Annotated in this window: 15 protein-coding genes; 5 read left to right on the top strand and 10 right to left on the bottom strand. The window is 46.8% G+C overall.

All coding sequences use genetic code 11. From position 1 onward, the window contains the following. Window positions 1-155 precede the first annotated feature (155 nt). Window positions 156-503: a hypothetical protein gene (locus tag QWY86_RS03255; protein ID WP_290238711.1), complete on the top strand. Its 348-nt coding sequence runs from the start codon at window positions 156-158 to the stop codon at window positions 501-503. Window positions 504-1,430: 927 nt separating this feature from the next. Here QWY86_RS03255 and QWY86_RS03250 read toward each other — a convergent pair. Together QWY86_RS03250 and QWY86_RS03245 are read right to left on the bottom strand one after the other, a co-directional pair. Beyond that, window positions 1,431-1,910, bottom strand: a complete 480-nt coding sequence (locus tag QWY86_RS03250; protein ID WP_290238709.1) for a hypothetical protein — start codon at window positions 1,908-1,910, stop codon at window positions 1,431-1,433. Between the two features lie 203 nt (window positions 1,911-2,113). Then, window positions 2,114-2,848, bottom strand: coding sequence for a TRADD-N-associated membrane domain-containing protein (locus tag QWY86_RS03245; protein ID WP_290238707.1), 735 nt, complete (start codon window positions 2,846-2,848; stop codon window positions 2,114-2,116). Between the two features lie 95 nt (window positions 2,849-2,943). On the opposite strand from QWY86_RS03245, the gene QWY86_RS03240 reads away from it, so the two are divergent. Both QWY86_RS03240 and QWY86_RS03235 read left to right on the top strand, forming a co-directional pair. Further along, complete coding sequence (locus QWY86_RS03240) at window positions 2,944-4,500, top strand: hypothetical protein (protein WP_290238705.1); 1,557 nt, start codon at window positions 2,944-2,946, stop codon at window positions 4,498-4,500. Window positions 4,501-4,757: 257 nt separating this feature from the next. Beyond that, window positions 4,758-6,023, top strand: a complete 1,266-nt coding sequence (locus QWY86_RS03235; protein WP_290238703.1) for a hypothetical protein — start codon at window positions 4,758-4,760, stop codon at window positions 6,021-6,023. A 315-nt stretch (window positions 6,024-6,338) separates the two neighbouring features. Here the strand turns inward: QWY86_RS03235 and QWY86_RS03230 are convergent, their stop codons facing one another. Both QWY86_RS03230 and QWY86_RS03225 read right to left on the bottom strand, forming a co-directional pair. Further along, window positions 6,339-8,804, bottom strand: a complete 2,466-nt coding sequence (locus tag QWY86_RS03230; protein WP_290238701.1) for an RING finger protein — start codon at window positions 8,802-8,804, stop codon at window positions 6,339-6,341. A 136-nt stretch (window positions 8,805-8,940) separates the two neighbouring features. Then, window positions 8,941-11,274: a YecA family protein gene (locus QWY86_RS03225; protein ID WP_290238699.1), complete on the bottom strand. Its 2,334-nt coding sequence runs from the start codon at window positions 11,272-11,274 to the stop codon at window positions 8,941-8,943. A gap of 234 nt (window positions 11,275-11,508) precedes the next feature. Between QWY86_RS03225 and QWY86_RS03220 the strand changes: the two genes are divergently transcribed. Beyond that, window positions 11,509-12,111: a hypothetical protein gene (locus QWY86_RS03220; RefSeq protein ID WP_290238696.1), complete on the top strand. Its 603-nt coding sequence runs from the start codon at window positions 11,509-11,511 to the stop codon at window positions 12,109-12,111. Between the two features lie 44 nt (window positions 12,112-12,155). Here the strand turns inward: QWY86_RS03220 and QWY86_RS03215 are convergent, their stop codons facing one another. From QWY86_RS03215 to QWY86_RS03205, 3 genes are read right to left on the bottom strand one after another with little or no spacing between them, the layout of a single operon-like run. After that, window positions 12,156-13,415, bottom strand: coding sequence for a hypothetical protein (locus QWY86_RS03215; RefSeq protein ID WP_290238694.1), 1,260 nt, complete (start codon window positions 13,413-13,415; stop codon window positions 12,156-12,158). 26 nt (window positions 13,416-13,441) lie between these two features. After that, complete coding sequence (locus tag QWY86_RS03210; RefSeq protein WP_290238691.1) at window positions 13,442-14,920, bottom strand: HNH endonuclease; 1,479 nt, start codon at window positions 14,918-14,920, stop codon at window positions 13,442-13,444. Window positions 14,921-14,923: 3 nt separating this feature from the next. Next, window positions 14,924-15,703, bottom strand: a complete 780-nt coding sequence (locus QWY86_RS03205) for a DUF3800 domain-containing protein (protein ID WP_290238689.1) — start codon at window positions 15,701-15,703, stop codon at window positions 14,924-14,926. A 371-nt stretch (window positions 15,704-16,074) separates the two neighbouring features. Here QWY86_RS03205 and QWY86_RS03200 point away from each other — a divergent pair, with 371 nt between their 5' ends. After that, window positions 16,075-16,572 (top strand): JAB domain-containing protein, encoded by a 498-nt coding sequence (locus QWY86_RS03200; RefSeq protein ID WP_290238687.1) that lies wholly within the window; start codon window positions 16,075-16,077, stop codon window positions 16,570-16,572. A gap of 57 nt (window positions 16,573-16,629) precedes the next feature. Here the strand turns inward: QWY86_RS03200 and QWY86_RS03195 are convergent, their stop codons facing one another. From QWY86_RS03195 to QWY86_RS03185, 3 genes are read right to left on the bottom strand one after another with little or no spacing between them, the layout of a single operon-like run. Beyond that, window positions 16,630-17,631, bottom strand: a complete 1,002-nt coding sequence (locus QWY86_RS03195; protein ID WP_290238685.1) for a YiiX/YebB-like N1pC/P60 family cysteine hydrolase — start codon at window positions 17,629-17,631, stop codon at window positions 16,630-16,632. Then, window positions 17,628-18,284 (bottom strand): RipA family octameric membrane protein, encoded by a 657-nt coding sequence (locus QWY86_RS03190; RefSeq protein ID WP_290238684.1) that lies wholly within the window; start codon window positions 18,282-18,284, stop codon window positions 17,628-17,630. The genes QWY86_RS03195 and QWY86_RS03190 overlap by 4 nt, the downstream gene beginning before the upstream one ends. A 37-nt stretch (window positions 18,285-18,321) precedes the next feature. Beyond that, the gene (locus QWY86_RS03185) at window positions 18,322-23,982 is read right to left on the bottom strand and encodes a P-loop domain-containing protein (protein ID WP_290238681.1); all 5,661 of its coding nucleotides are present in this window, start codon (window positions 23,980-23,982) and stop codon (window positions 18,322-18,324) included. Between the last annotated feature and the right edge of the window lie 92 nt (window positions 23,983-24,074).

Raw genomic sequence — 24,074 nt, 5'->3', positions numbered from 1 at the left:
CTTTGATGATTTATTCTATTCTGTTTTTTTCTAGTCATTTCTGATTAAGACAGAAACGAGAATCAATCCACCGTATCAGTGTTCACTCGCTTATCAAACTATTGGGGAGTAGTTAAAAAAATGTATATTGAATTTGAAACCTAAACGCTGTCTGAATGGAGAATACAAAATTTACACTTCCCAACCCACTTCCGAAGCAATACGTAGCTTTTATTGATGTACTTGGCTTTAGTGACTTAGTATATAAAAGTCAACATTCGCAACTTGAGCAATATTTTCATACCATAACAGAGATATTGGGAGAAATGAAGGCTACCAATCAAAAAGTACAACCACTTAACATTAGTGATTCCATAATTATGATAACCCCTGATGACTTAAATGGTCTTAAAAGATTGATCAGGGCTGTACGTAAAATCCAACGTAAATTGCTTTTCAAAAACATTCTTATACGTGGAGCAGTATCTTATGGTGAAGTTTTTTTGATGATAGTCACAACGTGATTGTTGGTAAAGGGTATTTAAGGGCTTATCAGTTGGAAAGCGAGGCTATTTTTCCCAGAGTGATTATTGACCCATCTATCATTTCTCATCTTGAAATGGATAGAACAAGTTTATTGGAAACTTTGAATAAAAGTGAACAGTTCAATTCACATTCGAACTACATATTTCGACATAACTCATATACAGACATAGACAACGATGCAATATTTATTGATTTACGCCTATGCTTTGAAGGAAGAGGATACCAAAATAAGCCCGATCATCAGTGCTGTATATAGTAATATTAAAAAGAATCTTTATAGCGATCAGAAATTCTATGCCAAGTATAATTGGTTACGTAATTATTTTGTCGGTTGTATAAGCCAAAGCCTTCAACTGACAGCCGACAAATCTCGCCTAAATGTACTAAAAGGGTGGATAAAAAAATTTAAACGACTTTAGACACATGCCCCAAGTTTAGTCAAGAAGCATTTTTAGCAACTCACTAGACAAGCTGTCAAAAGCGCAATTTACAAAATTTGATATTGCTCATTTATACGATATGTAGATGAGAAATAGTCAGATTAAGAGAAAGGGTATCAAACCAGAAAAAAGCGATAGAAATCTTGTCAAAGAACGGTATTAATATAGATAAAAAAGGTCAATGGCAGTCCGAAATTTCAACCATTTTGTGGACGAATTAATCGAAATAGGCCGCTTTTCAAAAATTCTTGCAAAAGAATGAAAATCCAATATTGGTTTTGTAGGTGGATATTTCGGCAATAGTGGTTCTTCCCAAATTTTGGTGTTTCTTTTGTCAGCTTAAACGCGGATTGAGTAATCACTTCTGCTGAAATACCCAGATAAAATTCTTCAGAAAAAAAACAGCTTCTGAGAAGTATTAATTTAGAAAGTAACACAGTTCAAGTGAAACTCCCAATTAAAAGGTTAAATTGGCCCATTATAATACGCTACCTCATCTATGTCTTCGTATTTTGTAATTTCTAAAGCATCTAAATCCTTATCGGGATCGATCCAATGTTTTAAAACAGAAATGTACTTAAATGATATTTCGTCTCTATGGTATGTATCTCTCTTTAAAGGTATATTGCCAACAAACTTGATCTCTCCCCAGGTCTGCCTGAATAATTCAAAACTATTTCTTTCAGGTGTTTCCTCATGATATGGATTAACAGGCAAAAGCCATCCCGATTTTGTTAGCTTAAAGTATGTAAAATCTCTCCTCCTATTAATCCTTTCGCTCCTTCGCTCAAAATAGTTTATAGGATAGCTATTCAAAAATCTACATCCGCTGTGATAGCAATGTGTAACGAAAGGATCGCGTGCCAAACAAGATACTGTTGCCAATGTTTTTGGCACCCTATTCTTCAATTCGTTAATACTTCCAGATTTAATAAATGAGTTCATAACATTAAGGTTTAATATGATGATAACGGTTGTATTGGGAGATATGGTGGATAAACCAATTTAATTGACCCCGTTTCACCAATTTAATTGGCCCCGAAACAAACTGGTTATCAGAAAGTAATCAATAATTTGCTTTTGGTGAAGAGGGGTCAATAGGTTGTGGTTTTTCCAGTAATCAACGATTTTAAAAATTCAGCTATCAGCTAGCCGCCGGTGCCCCTGCCATATAACTTGAGCAGTTCCTTCGCCAGTTCAGCTTTAGTGGTATCCTTGAGCAGTGCCGAGCTTTTATCAACGGTTTCCAGGATCTGGATGGACATCCCAACCGCATTTATGCGCTCGAGGACATTGACATAATCCTTGGCCTGGGACATGGTGGATTTGTAGATGATCAGAAAAGTTACCCCCACGAATTCGGTCAGTAAACCAGCTATGGTGACCAGCACCGACGGCTGGAAATTAGCGGGCGATTCGTATACTCGGATAATGCCGTAAATAATTAGGCCAAATCCGGTCAGCATAACAATCACCGTCCAGATAAAGATCCACCTGACCTGACTGATGTTACGGTTAAGATAGGACTCGAGCTTAATTCTGGCCAGGTCCCAGGCGGTCTGGGTATCCTCGGGATTGGCCCTGAGTTCTGCCTCTTTGGTTTTGATTTCTTTTTCTGCTGTCTGCTCGTCTTTAAAAGTCTGATAGGCGATGATCGATAGATAACACAGCACAAATGCGCCTATCAGCACATAACCTACAGTAGAGAGGAGGTTGTTTTCGATCAAGTGTGTTTCGGTAAGCAGCAAAATGAACAGTCCGCCGATGAGTGCAATTAGTCCATAAATAAATAGCTTTTTTGAAAGTGGGTCCTTTTCTACCCAGGCTTTAATGAGTGTCTTGGAAAGGGAAAAGAGGTTGTGGCCGAAGAGTTCAGTGATCATATGATTGCGTTATTTCAGGTCGCAATTTAAGAAATTATTGATGTTCCATTGCTTTTTCAGTAATATCGCATCAGATTTATAAACGCATCTCAAACATGAAAGATATTCTAGAGTTATTTTTTTCGAGGACCATTTTCAGGGGCATCGCCGAATGGATTGGTTATTCCTTCAAAGCCGTCCGGGTTTATTCTTACTGGAGCATTCCACTTTATGTATTGGTCTTTGGCCTGGCCTACCTCACTGTCGACATTACCCAGGACAATGAACGGCTGATGCTAGGAGTTATCGCCATCTACCTGCTAACTGCATTACCGGCAACTTATTTATGCTATCAAAAAGAGATGCGGCTCCCTTATAGCACCGTTTCGGTCAACTTCGCGATTGTGGAAACGATTATGATCAGTGAGCGGGATTACCTAACCGTTGATTTTGAGAGTTCAAGGATCAGTGAAAAACAGTTTAAATTTTTCCAGTATCTTGCCAAAAAAGAGCCTTTTGCCAAAGGTATTGTATATCCTTGGCTGTTGCGTCTGCCCAAGCTTTTCTATATTTCAAAATCAATCGATGAGGTAAAAAGCTTTTTTCGCACTAAGCTGGGACAGCAAGCTTATGTTTCGGTACTGATTGTCAGCAAGGAAAGTGGCGGTAGCCGGATTGAATTTGATGTTCTTTATGATCCGGTTTTTATGAACGACCAGTACCTGGCCGGATTCTGGAGCCATTTCAATGTTTCGGTTATAGACCAGACTGTCACTGAGGAGTATATCTTAGAGGTGAGCAAGGTGTTTTCGGCCCAGATGGGTCAGTGTGTTCTTGATATGGCTACTAGAGAAGAAGACTATTTAATGTGCCATAGGATTATTGACGATTGTCAGGATATTTTCGAGCGTGCTTTCGAAAAAATAAAGCTGCTGCTGGGCAGTCAGTACACTGAAGCCCTGAAACTCGCGGAAAAAGATATGCTGGCCAATATGGAAAGGTACCGGGCCACTACCTACATTAACCAACGCGAATTTCAGGCCGGGATCAGGCATTTGTTTAAGGCAATTAAGTTAAATCCATATTTTCCATACAGCCGGTATGAGGAGTTTAGGGAAGCCTATAACCGAAAATATGTCAGTGCTGTCGCTCAACATACCGAAATTTTTCAGGATGCAATGGTTGAGTCGGAAGAATCGCAGGTCTTGGAAGGACTGGAAAAATTTGTGCACCCCGGGCATGATTCGAATGATTTGAACGCATTTCCATTCACGCCATTTTTTGAGGAATTACTAACTAGGGTTATTCAGGATGCTGCTTCAAATGAAATCAACCAAACCATACTTGAACACCTGAACGGAGATTTTGCGCCTGCAGCCCTATCTTTAATCCTCAAGGGTGAGCTACATAAATTTATGGAAAAAGGAACGGAAAAACATAATGCCATTTATCTGGAGCGGATTCCGGAAGTGATAGCGTTCTGGGAATCGGCATTGGTCCTTGACCCGGACTTTATTCTTCTGCACGGCCGGATTGGTACGATGATGATGATCCAGGCCTTAGATGCAACAGAAGACCAACAGATACCGATGTTGGAAGCTGCCTTTGTCAGGATGAAGAAGGGAAAGGACGTCTATACCCGTCTGGGTTACGATATCGGCCCAAAAGCTTAATTTTTCCAAAATGGCGTTGTTAGGCCCATCGGAACTAGCATCATTAGTTTCAAGGAAACATTTATATTGGCCTTTTTCCAATTACGCTTACTTTGGAACTGGGGAAAGATTTAAATGGTTACTGCTGACCATAGCGAGTATACCATCACCTTATTGTATTTACGGCAGATCAAGTGCCTTCTGGGCTAAATCCTTCTGAAAAGTATCTGGCAAGTCTTTGCAGGCGTACCTTTTTATCCTTATGGAGCTTTTCCAATGTGTTCCGTCAGCCGGGTAGCGAACTCTGCGATTTATTGGTGGTCTGCGGAGATGACATCATGATTTTTTCGGACAAGTTCTGCCAGTATCCCGATACGGGAGACGGAAAACTGGACTGGAGCAGGTGGTTCAAACGGGCCGTTGCAGCTTCGGCCAAACAGCTGTGGGGTGCGGAAAAGTGGATCCGGCGTGATCCGGACAGGGTTTATGTGGACAGCCGGTGTGAAAAGTCTTTGCGTGTACCGATCCAAATCAATGCGCAGACCCGTTTTCATCTGATTCTGGTTGCCCATGGCTCGGCAGAAGCCTGCGAGCAGGCTTTTCACGGCAGCGGAAGCCTGATTATTGATAATAAATTTAAGGGGATCGCTTCTCACAATCAGCCCTTTGTTGTCGGCGATCTGAATCCTGCACAGACCTTTATACATGTACTGGATGATTTTTCGCTGGATGTCGTGCTGCAGACCCGGGATACAATATCCGATTTTAGGGATTACCTGTATAAAAGGGAAAAACTGCTCCGCAGCGATTTTCGGATCTATGCGCCGGGTGAAGAGGAAATGCTGGCACATTTTCTTAAATGCCTGAACGCGGATAACGAACATGACTTTGTATTGCCTGAGTCGAAAAACGAAGGTTATGCCTTTAAGCAGGGCATCTGGACAGACTTTGTAGCCAATCCCCAGCGGCTGGCCCAATTGGAGGCAGACCGGCAAAGCTATTTCTGGGATGAGCTGATCGAGCGGTTCAGCATCCATACCATTAACGATACCCAATATTATGTTTCTGAGGGTGGCTATTCCGACGGTGAACAGGCCATCCGTTTTCTGGGCCAGGAAACCCGGTTTAGCCGGAGGGTCTTATCGGGAAGTGTTTTGGAAATGATCTTTACCACCCCTGGCCACCTGAAAAGAACGCGCGTCTTGCCCGGCCATGATGATGCGCTTTTCTATGTGGTTCTGTTGTTCCCTTATGACCCGAAGCTGTACCGCAATTATGATGAATACCGCGAAACCCGCAGGGCTTTTCTGACCATTACCACTTTTGTGGTGCGATTAATGAACCCTGAGGCGGCACATGTTGTAGGCATTGCGATCGAATCGGGAACACGGCCTACTGCTTTTTCTGAAGACCTGGTTTATTTTGACTGCAGCGGATGGAACCAGGAATTGGAGAGACAGACGATAGAAGATCAGCAAAATCTCCAGATCCTGGTCTCTCCAAAACGTTTTGAGGTGAATTTCAGGGAATATCCTGATCCTTAAGTAGCATTAACGCGTTTATTTAACAAAGCCCAGAGACCATTCCCTACTTATGATATTGTAAGACAATTCATTTCAAACTTAAATAATGATGAGAAAGGAAATATTTAGCTTCGCAGTCCAGTTTTTGATTGTTACAAAAATAAAGCTGTTTATGGGCTTACGAATCCCCAAACCTATCGGAAAGCTCCAGAGCCTCTAGTCTTTTTTTCGCTGATATATATACTTCATTTGGCTTGTGGCTCAAACTTACAATAAAATATGCAAAAGTTAAACCATATCATCTGGCGGTGTGCTTTCCATGAGTTGAGCTGAAGATTATACTGGTGGTGTTGGAGGTAACCCGGAACCTAGGAGCAGACGGCTGGGACGGTCAAGCAAGCCCTGCAGGATATGACCTACCATTTTACGGCGCTCTATGGATTCTCTCCAAAGCCTGTTTCCCCTGTCCCACCAGTTTTCGACCTTTAGGTTTTTGCGCACGCTCAGCTCGCACAGCGCACCCAGATAATCGTTGTGCCGGTGATATGGCTTGAGATCCTGCTCAAAATGGTCCAGATTACCAAAATACTGTTCCGGAAGGAGCTCTTTTCCCGTAAGAATAAGTATCGGATTTCTGGGGCGATTGCGATTACCGGTCTGAAAATGCTCAACAAGTTTTCCGACGAGTTCGATCTCAATTTCATCCAGAGTATCGTTTAGCGTAGCCAGGGTAAGAACAGCACCAGGGAAGGATTCTCCCAAGGTGATCATCCGCTCAATGTCTTTCTGTACAAAACGCTTGTAGGTTTTACACTCACACAGCAGAAGGTCAGGCTGCGTGAGCATGTCATATTGGTCATTGATCAAAATACCCAGATCAACTTCCTTTTTCTCGATATTTTCACCTTCTGCCATACTGAGCTCAAAGCCAATCAGTGCGGATTGCTGGCAGTCAATGCCAGAAAACTCATCGGTGAACAGACCCAGAACGGCGAAGACGGCCATCACACCGTCCGCTTTATTGTTTCTGGTGAAAGGGCCGATGCCACGGTAAGCCCAAACGATGCCGGAAGGGTCTGACTGGGGCATTGCAAATGGGTTGCGGCAGATCGGACAGGTCAGTTCGATGTTCATCTGGGCAGGCAAATGAAAGCCATGCTGGTTACAGACCGCACACTGGATCTCTGCTCCGATTTCTATGATCTTATGTTCAAGAAGCTGTGCGATAAAACGTTTTTCGCTCATATTTTCCAGTCTAGCATTTTTCTTGATCGCTGCAATCAATGTGGCGTAGGCAATGATCCTACCCCCTTCAAAAAGTTCGATGACCTTTAAAATACCTGGGCGCAGAAAAAATTTAGCGCCCCGGATTCCACCGATATTACGCAGAACTTCCGAGGCAAGTTTACTGTTTGAAGTTTCGTTTAGTTTGTGCTTTAGTTTGGAGAAATAAGCCCTAAAAAAGGGTTCTGACCTGGGCAGAAGCAGGGTAACATCTCGGTCGCTCTTGCGCAGGGGCTGATGGATACCTACAGGTGAAAGGCGCATATTCCGGAAGGTCATAGAGCCGACCAGTCTGGTAAACTGATCTTGATCGATTCCGGAAAGCAATTCGGCATACTCGCCCTGTTCATCGTATAAATTCCAGCGCAGGATTACCTTATGGGAGGCCTCTCTGGATACGTTGCCTTCCCATTCCAGCCCAACGGTCCTGATGGGAATGCGTGCGTAGGTTTCCTCGCTGTCATGGTGCTCAAAGTCTGCATGCTGGACAAACATAATGGCCTTGATGTGGTCTGCCTTCAAAATCTCATAACCGGACCAGTTGCGAGGGAACCAGTGCTGATAACTATACTGGGGCATATTTTGCCCATTCTGATAGACAGCTATTGTTTTTTCGAGTGCAGTTCTGCTCAGTCGATGGGAAATTCCCTGTGCGGCAAGCAGGGTAATGGCAAAAGGACTCTGCGATCCGTAATTGGACAGCCGTTCACTGGTAAACTGCTGAACAGCTCTATGAAAATAATCCGCATCCAAGAGGTCCATCGGAATGGGCAGCACCTGCCATCCACTGGCGCGCAGGTTCCAATAGTTCATGACATCGCGCAAACGATTACGGCGCATCGGATAAATCGCTGCCCCAAGCTGATCTGCTCTTTTTCCATAGGGCATCAGTTGGTAAGTGATGCTCTCACGCACATCCATCTTTAGCAGATTACGGTACTCGACTGCAGCGGCCCAGGTCAGTTCTGGCTCGCAAAGGGCATCATTTCCGGTAAAAATCCTTTTAATACGTTGATGTTCGTCGTCGGGGATTCTGCAGAAGACTGCATCGAGCAGCAGACAGTTTTCTTTAAAGACCGGAAGGGCAAATTTGGCACCATCGGCTCTGGTGTACTTGAATTCATGATCGCGGAGGTACACCGCAAGTTCGTATAGGCCAATGGAATATTCATTTCTGCCGTTGCGCATCCCCTCGAGAAGCGATTCCACGGTCATCACTTTTAAGCTTCCGGATATAGTCAGGATGGTTTCCTGGTCCAAGTCCTGATCAAAGAGGATCGCATCTGGATCATAGTTGGCGATCAGGTTCTGATAATAAGCCTCGGTGGACAGGTTAATCTGGTATTCCCGTCGATAATCAGTGGGAAGATTTTGATATAACGGAAATATGGGCATATATATCCCTCCCCAGCAGCAGGATGCGAGCTGCATTGCCCTGCTCAGTGTTTCTTTGTCGTCCGGGCGGATCAGAATAAGGAGTTTGAGCGGTGCGGTGAGCTGATTGATGCCTAATTTCATACGCTTAATTTAATGTTTTTTTGGTTTTGTTTTTATTTCAGGCTTGATGATAGGAGGCTACTGAAAAAACAGTTATTTCTTGTATTTGACCCCTTTGACAATAAGATTATCAATTCTGTGCAAAGGGGTCATCGGGTTATTGTCCGCAGCATCTTTTATATTTTTTGCCGCTCTGGCAGAAACAGGGTTCATTGCGTCCGATTTTTTTGCTGCGCTCGCGCATGTCTACTGGACGGTTTCCGGCAGCCCGGCTTCTACTGAGCAGTTCTTGGGTCTCCTGCTCCAGGATTGGGTCATGCTTCCAGGGCTCATCGAGGTAGATCAGAAAATCAATGAGCTTATTGCTGCCTGCAAAGGCGCCTATGCCCAGCCAGGCATCGCACTTGGAGGCATATTTTCTCAGCGCTGCATATTTGCAGACGCGGTGGTTGAGCTCATCAAAATCCAGTCCATTGAGCACGACGTAACTGATCCCGAAATCAGGGGCGTTGGCGGTGGCAATGGATTTCAGCAACCGATCGCGCCTGGAATCGTTTTTTAACCTGCCCATAGTGGTAACGATATTTTCCCTGGCCTTGCCCGACCAGTCCAGAAGATGGAAAACGATATCGGTCAGCTGTGGGTGATTGCTGGCCTTGATGTTTTTGATGAGCTCATCAAATCTGGGATCTTTCCACCGGTTTGCGATCGGATCATCTTTTTCCGGGAGCAGGTGCAGCTGGCCAGTCTTGTAGGGGTAATAGTTCCGGTCGATGTTCGCACCATAGCTCCCTTCTAGCATACCACCATCGTAGCCTTCGATGGGCCATAGTTTCTGGTGCAGGTGGTAGCCCAGGTAGACCAGTTCCTCATCAGCTTTAAAGTAATCGGTCAGGCGGATGCGCTGGCGCACATAATACAGAAAATCGTATGGATCGGGAAGATAATGGCTCAGGAGCTCTAGGTCGAAAACGGAAAGGACAAGTGGCGCAGGATCGCCTTCCTGTTTTTGGAGCAGCATGCCCACCTGGTGTACCAATGCGGGATAGTTTTCTGTGGTTACCCCCATGATGTAGGCTTCGGTTATTCTGCCGGTGCCCAGGCCAGGAATTTCTTTACCCGATTCATCGAGGAAAGTCAGCCCGTCCTGGAGCAGGCTCGATCTGGAAACCAGGCCCTGTTCGTAGGCATCCTGCACGGCGCCCTGAAAATCTTTGCTCAGCTGTTCAAAATCTCCCCTTTTGGCCATTAGGGTGAGTTTTTTGGATTTTACCTGTACGCAAATCGCTTTATTGCCCAGCAGACACAGTACATCAATGTCGGTAATCAGTGTGCCGTTTTTGGCCTTGATGATCACCGAGCGAAAGGTGTTTTCTTTTCCAAAGACCTTTTGCAAAAACTCGAAGGCAATCTCCTCTCCCACATCGCCACGGTGTTTGGCCAAAGCGTTGGCATAGGCCTTGTCTTCGGTCATCCAGTAAAAGGGGCTTTCATAGACCGCCTCGGGGATCAGGTAACCGATGGGCACAAAATAGCGCTCGGCGTCAAAGCGGATGATGGGACGGGAATGGAGCAGGTTGAAATATCCGGGGCCGTTGTAGGCGGTGTTGCCGCCCGGAGCGAAGGAAAAGTTTTCAAAAAAACTAGGCCCGCCCTGTTGCCCACTGAGGTCACTTTCGGTGATCATGAACATGTCCAGCAGGTTGTCATAAAAAGTATGCCACCCGGTTATCGCGCCTGGTTCCTGGTTTTGGGGATCTGGAAAAAGGTCTCGGTATTGATAGAAACTGGCTGCCACAAACTGCTGATCGAGCATGATCTGCTTTACGGAGGGGCTGTATTTTTTGAGCTTTTTTTTAACCTTTTGCTCAAACTTTGGAAATACGGTCTTCAAGTCCATCAGATTTACCCGCTTGGTATTTTTATGAAAATGTGCCTTGATGGCTTTGGTGATGCTGATGGCCTGGTTTAACACAAAGCCTTTTTCTTTTTCCAGCCAGGGCTGGTCGTATTTGTATTTGCGTTCCAAAAATTCCAGGTACTGGAAATCGTAAACGCCGTCGCCGGCATAAAACATGGGCTCGACCATACCGGCATCTTTGACAAAAAACTCCAACTTGTCCTCCGCCTCGCTACCCAGGGTTTCCCCGTTCTGCTGTTTTTCCATCATCTCCTTCAACTTGGCAAACTGTTTGGCGTTGAAGGAAAATTGAAGTTCCTTCATCAGCTCGTAAGTCTGCGTTTTCATCTCCAGGGTCGCTTCCGGGCTGTCCGGATAGTCTAGGGCGAAGGGTTGCTGACTGAGCAGGCCAATGAGCAGCGCAGACTCTTTGACGCTGAGCTTATCGCGGGGATCGACCTGGTGGATTTTGTTGAGGTCGTGGTGAAAGTCTTCAAAAAGGATCAGGCACAGGGTGTAGATATAACCTTTTTGATTGATGAGCTGCCTGAGGTCGGAAATGACCTGGGCAGTGTCTTTGATGTGTTCCATAATTGAGCGTCTTTTGGTTAAAGGTAATGGAATTTTCAGCAGGAGCTGCCGGATTTTTTTTAACAAATCGTATCAGGACAGATTGAAATCCATTGGCCAGAATGAGCTGATGGCAGCTGTCCAACATTTGATTTTTTATGCAAGGTAGCGGCTTGGCCGCAAAGGCGTTCAAGGGTATATAAACGGCACTCTGCGCCGGCCGCTTAATAAGCCTGCATTCAAAAATCACTTGTTATGGACAACTTACCGATTGTTTTTGCGCAGCAGGAACTGGGCATATTTGAAAAAGAATACAACTTCTGTGCACATGAAAGAAAGACTTTTGAGGAGATCCAGTGTGCCATTGTGCAAAATGACGTCAGCAAGCTGAGGTGGTTTGCGGGTTTTGGTGACCGTCTGCGTGCGGTTCTGCTGAATGTTCATGCCTACCGCATGGGGCTGGGCTTTGGGTTTGAAAAAATTGATTTTGATGTTTATGGTTGGCTGCTCAGGCCAGCTTTTCTGGATGTGGAGGAACTGCGCTTTGGGCTGGCGGACAAAAGTCGCTACGGCAATTATAGCAGCATTTCCCTGGGCCATGGCCCGAACGGAATCTGGACTTATGGCATGTCGATCAGTTATGGAACGGCTGGGTCTGCATGCGGACTATCGGTGTACGGCCCTGTTTTTTCCGGCAGGCAGCAAGTTCTGGATGCAGCGCTGGTGGTCCTGAAAGGCGAGATGGAGGATAAGGTGGGCAATAAGGATACGACCAATTACCATCAGAAGGTGATCCTGGCAACCCTGAAGTCGATTGAGGAGACCAGCTTTGGCCAGGTACAGTTGAGCCTTTTTTAATACTGATGGTTTAAATGGCCTTTGGTGTCCGGAATCTATAGACTTTAATCTGGTTTTTCAGTTTCAGGCGGATCGGTCTGGGTGCCCATAAATCGCTCTAAATCGGATTGGCCTTTATCGGAGGAGATATAGGCAGCGTGAATGTCCATCAGGTCTGAACAAAATTCGATTTCCGATCCTACTGGTGGTTTTCTGAACATGAGATCATCCACCAATAAGGCAAGGGTGCAGAGTAAGATCGCTGTGTTTTTACGGTGCTGATCGAGCAATAGATTAAAATGCGCGGCGATGGGCGAACTCGACATGCTCTTGTTGAGATAACTGTGCGGCTGTAGATTGGATACCCCTTTCTTGTGGTTGAGGCCGTTTCTCAGGCTGTTGAGTTTATCGAGTTCATCGGACTGGATGAATTTCCATAAAAACCTAAAGTAATGCTGGCTCTTGGTCAGTGGCGGAATCTTTTGGTCCAGCGCCCTTAATTTCTGCGAATGTTTCTGTTTTGAATCCAGATCGGTGATCCCGAAGGTAAGCGCCAAGATCAGCACTGTCTTTTCAACGGATGCCTTGAGGTAATTGATGATTGAGTCACATTCGGTCAAGGCTTCAAGTTCTTTGCCGGTGAGCGAAGAATCTCCCTTTTCCTTCTGGATCTGGCTCATCAAATGAAGCACACGGTGAAATGCCATGGAGAGTTTTTGCTGTATGGTCAAGGTCTCATACAAAAAAGCGATGAGATCATCCGCCTGGGGATGTTTGACGGAACGGATCGCATTGAATGTATAATTTTCCTGGATTTCTAGGCCGAAGCGCAGGGAAACTACCGGGATCTTCGCCATCATCGGGATCACCAGTGTACAGATGAGCGGATTGTAGGAAACCAGATTGAGGTGCAGCGCATCATTGGTTCCGGCATGATAATGTTTAAGGGCGGTGAGGATTTTAACACTCATCAGAGCATTGACTTTTTCATCGTCAGATTCGTTAAGTTCATTCAGCGGCCATTCTCTGTGGTGATGCAAAAGATTGATGTCGTGAATGACATCTCCAAAATCGCTTTCCAAACCAAAAACGTCGCGCTGCAATATCTGAATTGCCTTATCATGCATCAGCGCTTCGTCGGGTTTCCACTGAAAGGAGACAACCGCTTTAAGTTTTTGGGTAAAGCTGAGTTCCTGCCAAATGGGCTCGACATCTACTGTAGCCATCAGTGCGCCCGGCTGTTTTAATGGCCCAAACGGGACCAGGTAGTCTTCAGGTAAACGAAAGAGGTATTTTAAAAGGATTTTTGAGCTGGATATCTTCATATATTGGAAAACGGAGTGTGTTTAGATTAATCAAAGGAGCTCCGGAAAGGGATTGGGCTGATGCTGTTTTTCTGATCGATGGCATAGTGGGTGCCGTCTTTGGCCGTAAATTCCCCGCTGTATAAAGGAAAGCCAAAAATTTCGTCTTCATCAGTGCTTTCCATACGATGATCAAAAGTTGTCTTTGGCGGGATCGTTCCAAAAACAATCTCCATGGTATGTCGGGAGCGCATGGCCTCTTCTTGGGTTTTTCCGAGTTTGTCCATATAAAAAACTGCATCCATAATGGGCTGCTCGCCATTGTTCTGAAAATAGAAGACCGTTTCATCCCCGATCCGGTCAGACCAAAGCGTCAAATTGAACAGGGCATTGTGGTCTATCGATTGCTGGGAAATGCCGATGAGCTCATCGGCCGACCGGCGGGTCAGGGTATCATTGAAACCAAAACCCAGTGTTCCCCCGATGGCCCTTACCCAGCCCTTGACGAAAATGGACTCAAAGCCATCGCCATTAAAATCGGCACGGAACTGTTCGCTCAGTGCAGTTTCCATCCCGTTGAATTCGAGTACCAGTTCATAATATTCGCTCTGTTTTTTCTGGACGATTCCCATACCGATCAGGTCGGCGACCGATTTGCCGGCATCAATATAGACCTTGAGCTGTCCTTCAAAATCCTGAATGATGTTTGGAGAAAGCATTTCCAGATCCGATAGGGATACCCAGGGCTCGCTGATAAAGGAATATCTGGGCATTTTTGCAGTCTTTAGGGCATGCAGAAAATTCTCCAGGTAAGTGAAATGGGCGGACATTTTGATATCGTAGGTCGTCTGCGGGTAAAAGTCCATGGCCTTGGCGTCTTCCCATTCATTGAGCGTGCTGACCGTACGCCGTTCCCCATGGTCATTGATGACTTCCAGGGCAGCTTCGTCGGAACTGATGAGGAGCTTTTTGTGATACAGCATGGAGAGGTCAGCGCCCAGGTAAAAGGCATCGTAAACCGCATCGATGAATTCGAATCCATGTTCGAGTTTGATTACCTGACTGGCAAAATTATGCTGTTTTGCCTCCAGGGTGATCCTTTCGAGCTCTTTAAGGTCGATGACGTGGTTTTCCAGTGCGACTTTGATCCTGGACAGGAGCTGGCCCTTGTCTTTTCTGGTTCTTAGTTTTTCTTCTTCCTGCTCTATCGCTTTTAGTTTTTGTGAATGGGTCTGCAGGTAGTAAAGGGTTGCCCCCTTTTCAAAAAGCTGGCCGCTTTTTCGGTTGTTGCAGCGGCTGTGGCTCGGTACCAGATTAGCGGGGGAATTCAGGTCAAAGTCGATGGGCAGGCCATATTCGGCAATAATGTTGTTCAGTCCGGCTCTGTCCCTGGCGAAACGCTCAGGGATAATGTGGTCGATCTGAATATCAAAATACTCCAGTTCACGATGGCAATAAAAACATTTGTTGTTATAGGTATTCCATATGGCTGTTCTGCGAATGGAGTCAATTGGGTTCCTGCTCATCGCTTAATGGATACATCCCAAATAAACCTGTCCAAAGGTGCCTTCAGCATATTCACGGAGTTCCTCACCGCAGCTTTCTGCAATGAAGAGTCCTGCCCTGCCCACCTGCATGTTGGCGTCACGGAACTGGTCGCCTGTCTGCGGTTTGGGATTGCCTTCGTTCATCAGGCAATAACGCAGGGTAGCCCACATCTCAAATTCCAGTTCCAGTTTCATGTCCGGTTCATAGCCCGAATTTTCGCCGGCCTTGACCATTTTTTTGATCAGCCCCATAGCGGACTTGAGTTGAATGGAAGCCATATGGGCAACCAGATCGGCAAGCTGGATGCCGCGGACGGTTTTGGAATCCTGCTCGGCATGAAGGGTAGCGCCGGACAGCCCAAGCGCCTTAAAATGTTTTTCGGCCTGATCTTTTGAAGAAAACAGGCCCTGGTCCAAATAGATGGAAACCGGCTGCCGGATGATTGGACTGAATTCAATAAACTGTTGGATTGCCCTGAGGCATTCCAGTCCGGCCTCAACCCTATTGGCCCTAGGCAGAATAACCAGTCCATAATGCCCGTGGTCCTGCATAAGTTCCTTGAGGCGGGACCGAAACTCGGCACGCTCAGGTTCTTTGCTGTAATTGGCAGAGCTTTTAAACTCAAAAGTTTCAGCATCAAGGTTTAAGACCTGGATAAGCCTTAAAATTTCAGCTTCGATATCCATTGACGCATATACACAGGCGCAGATGATAAAATCGCCCTGATCGTGCACACTGTCGTCAACATAGATATTTCCCATATCCCAAATATAAATTAATAATTCTTATGAATGGGTTTTGGCCGGCAATATCCTGTGGGAATTGTAACCACTACCGAAAATATATTCTGCCAAATGGTCAAAAATATCTGACTGTAACGGCTTATGAGCATCTTCTTAAGAATTAAGTAACGCATAGAGGGAATCATATCAATGGGATAAAAAAGGAAAGCGAAGCTATATGGCGCTTGCCTGCGCTGCGCGGGCATAATGGCTTCGCCACCCTCCTGGACTTATACCGCTACGCTTGGCGAGCCATGCTTCCGGTGCTTTCTTTTTTTTCCATTGATTTTGATGTGATCAACCACAACAGGAGAAATAAGAACAGATGGTTTAACCCAATATTCAGTATCATGAAAACAATCCTTGAAAATTCGCTGTTCAGCGTTTCAGAAATCAAAGTGAGTTACCAGCCGGGCTTTAACGTGTCGGAGCGGCCGAAAGTAACCGCTTCCAACGATGCTTACCGCATTTTTAATGCGCACTGGAATCACGATGTGATCGAAATGACCGAGCAGTTTTATGTTTTACTGCTGAACAATGCTGGCCGCGTGCTAGGCATCCAGCAGATATCTTCGGGCAGTTCCAATGGGACGCTGGTGGATCCCAAACTGGTATTCGCTGTGGCGCTGAAAACGTTTTGTGCCGGCATGATCCTGGCGCACAATCACCCTTCACAAAATTTGGTACCCAAACTGGTCTTTTTTCCAGTAGATAACGAAAGGGTATCCTTGAGTTGGTTGAGGGCCTGGGGCGAGATTTTTTTGGAGGCGTTGGTCATGGTTTCATTACTGCTTTTTAGGAGCAGATTTTTCAAATATAGTACAATCGGATTGTTTTTACCTGTATAGCCATTATTTCATACCAAAAGAGATCTTAACGTATCTAAGGCCCGATAAAAATCCGTTTTAGCTGTTCTTGGTGCTGTGTTTAATTGCTGCAGCACCGGTCTCAAACATGCGTTCTCCCTGGCGCACCAGATTATCGTAAAGATCTTTGAACAGCAGGTTATAGGCTGTGGGCTGGAGCAGCACCTGCCAGTTATAGGCTTCCTGCATCTGGTAATAACGGGCCAGATTACCTGAGGCTATATAGCAAAGCTGGCGGCCTGCTTGTTCAAGTTTATCCTCGGGACAATCTTCTTTGAGCTTTTCAAAATCATAATACATGGGATTTTTTGCCTCGTCCGTTTTCCACAGGTCAAGGTAGCCTGAGCCCTTGACTACTGCTGTGATCTGGCCGTCGTACTGGAGACTTTCCTGCATAAAGTCACTGAGCTGTTCGAGCGTCTGGAGGTCTTTTCCGGTCATGTTTCTGGCGGATTCCAAAATGGTATTGGTTGCTTCTGTCTGTTGGTCAAGAACAGTATTTTGCTCACTTGCATAAGCGATCTGTTCTGCAGTAGCTTCCTGGAGGATGTCGGTAATGTGTAATAGTACCTGAGATTCAAGCAGCTGTTTTGGCGTTGCGTAGTTTGGGTTTTCTGTAATCGGAATGCCAGCATAGGCATAGGCCTGACCCACCAGGCGGGAACAGAACTGGCGGTTTTCCTCCGCGGCGTTTTCGGCTGGATTTCTGGCGGCCCGTCGGGCTTCGGCGGTAGAATATTCTGTTCCGATTTTTAATCTGACGTATTCCACTGCTGCGTCCACTTGCGGGGTGGATTCAGCATCTTTGAATCTTAGTGCGATGGCATCTGTGGGACCGTCGAATAATTTGCGGGCTGCATTGAAAGCATGAACGCCGAGCCCGTCGGACTCGATATAGCTGGATTCGCCGACGTACAACATGGCATGTGAGTAGCGGCAGCCGCTTTGTTCCTGGATAAAAAGGCTTTCTCTTTCCTCAGATCTGATCAGGATGATATCGCCGCTCTGGAGAATCGGCAGGTTCAGTAGGAATTTGCTCATTTGAATGATTTTGGGGTAATTATTGTTGTATGGTTTTGGGTACTAAGGGTCTTTTGTTGCATCGATTTGTTGACGGGTTTAAAGTCTTTTGTCGGATGGCATTTCGGCAAAGCGTAAATTAAAATACTAAGGTAGGCCAAGACAAAGAGTACAATCATCCAGCTGGCCGCTACTTTGTTGGCCATTTCTCTGGCGATCCAGTTCAGCTTCATCTCTTTGCCATTGGCTTTGGCTTTTTTGCCTTCGGAGAATTTCTTCGCCTGTTTGCGCAATAAGGGAAACAGGGGATCTTCATAGGCTTTTGCCTGCTCCATTCTGAACTTGTAATATTTGCTGTTGCGCACAAAAGTACCATAGAAAGGAATGCAGAGTACAAGGCCCATCAACGCACCGATCAGGCAGGGCCAGCTGCCATTTTCAGTGACGCTCGTTTGGTTTGTTGCGATATACTGACCAATAAATCCCAGTAAAATGGTATTGACCACCAAAAATACCGAGAGAATTGTCCAAAGCATTTCCCCTTCGAATTTGATGAGTTCAATGGCATGACTGTAGGCGGTATTTCTTCGCTGGGCATATTCCTCCGGTGTTATTTGCGAAGTGTGGGATAGATTATTGGGGTCTGGGTTTTCCGGTGGTAAATCTTCTGACATGTTAAGTTTTTTTCGTTATTGTTTTTTTTCGGGTTGCTCAGCGCTGCTGCTGCCATTTTTTCTTTTTTTCATGCAGGGTGTCGCTGTAATAGACCGGTGGGTCAGTAAAATGGGATTTGAGCCGCTCGAAATAATCTGGCCTGATGATCAGGTCGGTTCCCTGCAAGCTCGGAATTTCATCCGACAGGCGGGTACGAAAGTCATCTCCCAGATAATCGCAGCACCAAGTGCGCATTTTCAGTACCAACTGGTCAGACTCATTGATCCCAATGAGTCCCTGGGGAACTCTTTTGGTACGGATGCCCATCCCTGCGAGCAGATCTGGATTGACCCAGAGCAGCCGGTAATACTCGATCGGGTCATCCTGGAGGATTGCAAAGATGATCTGTTTTTCGATATCGAATCTGGGACGTTTTTCTCCCCAGAGCTGAAAGGGAAATGGCTGGTAGGATGAATACGGATTTTGGTCGGCTTTGGGCGCACAAAACATGGTCCCGCCAAAACTTCTGTGGGTAGTGAGTTCAAAGATGGATCCCTGCTGGAGTTCTTCTTCGGTGTGGGCCAGGCGGATCCATCCTTGGTGGGGCTCAAATTCTGTTGAGGATTCAATTTCTGAACGCTGACACGGCAGGGGAAGATCTGCCGGACGAGTGGTCATAGCATGTCCGTAGGTGGCCACTGAATCGATGGCCAGAAAGCAGTCCAGTGTGAGGCTTTCTTCACTTTCGGTCTCTGACCATTCTTTAAAGTCCTGGTAATAATCCTGGTTAAAGATCTCTAGTAGGTGTTCTGCACTTTGGATATGTGGGACAAATCTCTTGTACACCCGGTTGGTGTAAATTTCAAGGTGCTCGCTGTATTGCTGGCGGTAAGTATTGACATGTTTACTGAAGGCCTGGTGGATATCAATCCACTGCATTTCAAATATCGAATAGCGTCTGTTTCTTCGCCTCAAGCTTTGTATCTGAACGGCGTGCAGATCATTGTAACTGATGCCTGCAGGCATAACCAGGCTGCTCAGCTTTAAACCGTAAAAGAAAGAAATGATCCAGTCGGACAGAAAATACCGGCTCGGAAAATCTTTGCAGAGCAGTGCCCTGAAATGGTTTTTGAAGCCGGGATTTTTTTGCTCCTGGCGGTACAGCAGTTGCAGGACAATAAGCTCGGCCGATTTTTCGAAGGAGTTCCGTTGCGTGAAAAACCACTGAAAGGGCTTGATGAGTTTATCCGGAAATTCATCCAGGATGGATTCAAGGGCGGCACAGGTGAGCCGATAGCGATGTACAGTGGCAGCGCGGAACCTGCAGATCAGCATGGAAAGGAGCATTTCGGTGCCGTCCATTTTTAGGGGATTGCCGGTTTCCTCCGCCCAGTCTATGGGCTGCTGGACAGGCAGTCGGTAAGCGCTCATGGTTTTCAGGTTTGCCCACATCTGCTCGATGGTGGCGCGGTCGTAATCCAGGCTGATGAGGAGCTTGATCAGGTTGGCCGAAAATTCGGTATTGTTGCCGATCTCCAGGTAATCGGGCAACTGTTCGAACAGCTTGGCAAAGGCAAGTTCGGGGTTAAGGGCATGGGCCTTATGGAAAGCCTCCTGGTTGATAAATTTCTCATACCAGCCTCCACGGTCGTTCAAAAAACGGCAGACCCAGTAAAAACATTCTATATCTCCCCCGTTCTGGAAAACCCAGTCCAGTTCGAGTTTATCTTCATAACGATTGTTGTTGCGGGAGATTACAGTTGAAATCAGCTCACAGGTGGATTCGGACAATGCATTCAGGGAATCCAGCAGAAACGACAGCGCAGGCAGGTCCTGCGTGGTGAAGGCATTTTCATCAAAATATGCAACACGTTCCTCAGCGCCCATCAAGCTGAATTCTTTGCGCTGGATACATTTATGGTACCATTTTTTTTCTGAACGGAAGCTGGGTGCTGTCTTTTTATTCAATGGCACCTGTCCGAACTGCTGGCCCAGACTACTGTTATAGGTTTCGATCAAGGCCTCTCCCCTGTTCCGGTTTTGTTTGGGCTGCATCGCGGGTACGATCATACCGGCCAGTTTCTCGGAAATATAGGAATGGGTGTTGCTGGTCTGATGGTAAAGATCAAGGCAGCAGGCGATAAATGCGCTGTCGGTATTGACTGGAAGCGTTAGGGCCAGGTAGCTTTCAATACGTGGATCAAGGCTGCCCTGGAGCTGGATCAGGAGATGGGCGAGCGATTTTTCGGCGCGCCAATCGAACCTGGAACTTTTAAGCTGATGGAGCAGGTAGGCCATAGAAAGGTCCCGGTCAATTTTGAGCAGCCCCTCAAACCACAGGTTGGGAAAATAGTCTGTCTCTCGTCCGTCGGTATGGTCTACCGCCGAGTCCACGAGCATCCTGCTCAGGACGAGGTCCTCGGTAAGTTTTTTTGGAGAAAGCCTGCCATAGTCCCCGATCGCCACGATCAGATCGCGCAGGGTCTGGTCTTTTCGCATGGTATAGCCAAGGGCAAACTGAAGGGCTTTGCTGAAATACGCTCTGGCAGCTTCCACCGCCCCTGAATCGGCAGAAAGGGAGGCCAGGTAGAGGTTATATTCTGCAATGTCGCTGTGCAGCCGGTACTGCTCTTTTTCTGCTAACTGGAGCTTAAAGATCGTATTGATGTAATCCGCATTTTCTTTGCAGCTGTAAGTAGAGAGTATGCCGAAAAGCTTGTTGGTGGTGAGCGGACCATTGGTGCTGCGCTGCAGGTTAGTCGTGGTCTCATCGCTTACCTTGACCAGGGTGTCAATGGTTTGCTGCCATTGCTGGGCGGTTTTGATCAGTTTCAAACCCTGATGGAGGGATTGGAAGATGAAGCCCTGGATCGAATATAAATCGCAGGCGCGGGGCTGTCCTTGAAATGGATCGGTACTGAAGGCCAGGTGGTCAAAGGCTTCTTTGATCGCACTATAGGGTGATTGGCTGTTCAAACGGTTGATGCTGATGGTGTAAATCAGCCAGTTGTAAAACCAGTTGTGGCTCTGTAACAGCTTTTTGACGCTTTGGTGCAAGGCATCATCATCGTGGTGGGCAGCGCAGCCGCGGATGAGGCGAAAAATGAGTTCCTTCTCGCTTTCGTGTACATCATCAATATCGAGTATTTTGTGCGCCAGCTCAAGCACTTCCTTAACTGAGCCGGCGCTGGCTGGTTTTGCCTTATAGTCCAAAATTTTGTTGATAATGGGATAATGAAGGCGCAGCTTATCGATGTACTCTTTATTGGCAAAGCCCTGCAGTTCTTTGCGGAAGGTTTCCGCCTGGCTGCTTTGGGTATGCTTTGTAAGGTGTTTGGCCAGTTTTTCCAGACGCTTTTCATCCTGAAGAACAAGAAGGCCCCGCAGGCAGTATTTGAATGTTTCTCCTTTGATCTGCGATCCTGGCGGAAAAAAGGACATGTAAGCCGGCCATGGCGCTGAAGTCTGGTGCTCATCACAGACATAGCAGGCTTCAATACCCTGGGCTGCCGGCATGGCGGGCTGTCCTTCGAACAAAAGGTATTCGCTCACGGTTTTAAAGCCGAAAACCTTGCCCAGCGTCCGGATGTATTGAGGAAAGAGTTCTTCGAATTCTTCCTTGCAGCTGGCCAGTACCTTGTCGATCTCGTTGAGCAGGATGATGCTGGGAAAGTGCTGGAGGATGCAGGCGGCCTTGACGAAATAGCCGTAGTTTTTTTCGATCAGTTCCCAGCTGTAACCGTTGATCTTGCTGTCAGTGACAAAAGTATGGCTGAGCTGCTGGATGATTTCCTCGTGGTTTTCGCCTTCAAAGAGGAACTGCAGCTGGTAGCGGTAGGCCTTTGGATAGGAAAAAAAATCTTTACTCGAAAACCATTCGCGAATGGGCCGGAAGATTTTTTTCTCGACCGAGATCTGACGGGCGCTGAGGTATTCGAGGATGAACCGCCGGAAGCTTTCATGGTAAATGCGGTAACCGCTCTGAGAGATGTTGACCGCAAGGACTGGCGAAAGGATTTCGAGCGAGGTTACCACGTCAAGTCCGGCACCAGTGATTTCTTCCAGCTCGGTGCGCGTGAGGGAAAATCCAACGCCGGAGAGTACCTGGGGTACTTCTTCCCGGGTATTGAGCTGGCTGAGCAGATAGGTATAGTAGCCGCTGAGGTTGAAGGCATATTCGGGAAGGGCCTGCAGCTGGGCCAGGTCTGGACCCTGCATTTTGGCTACCTCATCGATCAGGTATTTCAGGTATAGTGGATTGGCCGCGCTTTTTTCAAGCAAAAAGCCGGATAGCAATAGTTTTTTTGTTAAGGGGCTGTTTGTGACTTCGCGTTTTTTGAGCATCGCTCGCACTTCCCTTTCCGTCCAGGCCGGCAGGCTGACTTTCTCGAATCCGCTAATGAGCCCGAGCTCGCTGATCTGCTGGGAGCTTACGATAATGCTCACCAGGGGATTGTCACGGAGGCTGGAGATGGTTTCGATAATGGCCCTGTCCTGCCGGCTGATGTCGCTGAAGTTTCTGAAACTGGCGATGCGCTCGATGTGGTCCAGCCCGTCGATGAAGATATAGGTCTGCTGGCTGATTTGCCCAAGCAGGTGGTTGAGCTCATTTAGGCTGGAGGCGTATCTTTTTTCTTTGAGCGCTTTGAGCGCGGGATAGGCCTGCAGAAGTTCCGCGATCAGGTTGCCGTAAAAAACGTTGAGTTTGATGCGATCTTTCTGGAAGGTATCGTCGAGTTTGGTATAGCACAGGTGGCGGAGCACGTGAATGCCTTTTTTGCGCAGCATCGAGGTCAGGTTTTCGATGAACCAGGATTTGCCTCCGCCCGGCTCGCCCAGGAGCAGGAGCTTGCGCTGGTGGCGGTGCTGATCGATAAAGTCCTGCATACTGTCCGATCGCTGGATGTTTTCCTGTTCCAGGATGGGAAAATGCTGCTCGATGGAACCAAAATCGGTCGCGATGCGCAGTTCATGGAAAATTCCTTGGGTGGTGATTTCCATGTTCTTGCTCCGGGACCGCTTGACGATGGCCAAAAGGGCGAGGATAAAGGTTTCCTCGCGGTAGTGTTCATTGGGATAGACGCCGATGCCCAGGTTCTTGGTCTGCTGGAGGACCAGGCCTTCCAGGTCGCCCGGGTTTTGGAGGTTCAGGCTGAGCTTGGGCATGCCGACTTCGATTAATAGGGCCGCACAGAATACTTTAAAGCTATCGCGGTCGATCTTTTGGGCGGCTTTATTAAAGCGCTGCCAGGAAGGGATCGGGGCAGCATTTTCCGGCCAGAGCTTTTCTGGATCGATCTGATAGACGGTGGTCTGAAACTTGCTAAAGCTACCCTGATTGGATCTTTCGATAAGGATATCCAATAATGAATCCGTGGGCGGCAGCCAGGCCAGGCAGATCCGGAAACTGCTCTGGTTTTTTTCGGGATGGTCCAGCCAGGCCAAATAGAGCGTGTCCAGGGAGAGCTGGTAGGCGGCTTCACTGGAGAGATCGTTTTTGCATAGGCGGTGGTCGGTATCGGCGTTGCTGTATTTGAGCTGCTTTTTTTGCCGTCCTTTGTCGCTGATGATGGTCAGGTCATCGATTTTGTCGCCGGAGAATTCCTTTCGGTCGATGAGGAAGGAACTTCTGTTTTCCTCGAGTATTTCCTGAAGGATAAAATAACAGGTCAACAGATCCTGGTATTCATAACCTTCGTGTGCATTGGATAGCGCCATGGTCATTTAGATTATTGCTCAGGGTTGATTTTGGGAGCGTTGAGCAGGCTAAAATTAAGGATAATCTTTTCGATTTTGAACAGATGTTCAAA

The organism is Pedobacter aquatilis (assembly GCF_030409415.1).
Lineage (GTDB): Bacteria > Bacteroidota > Bacteroidia > Sphingobacteriales > Sphingobacteriaceae > Pedobacter > Pedobacter aquatilis.
Note: the sequence above shows the minus strand (reverse complement) of the source record. Positions and strands in the feature narration are given on the sequence as shown.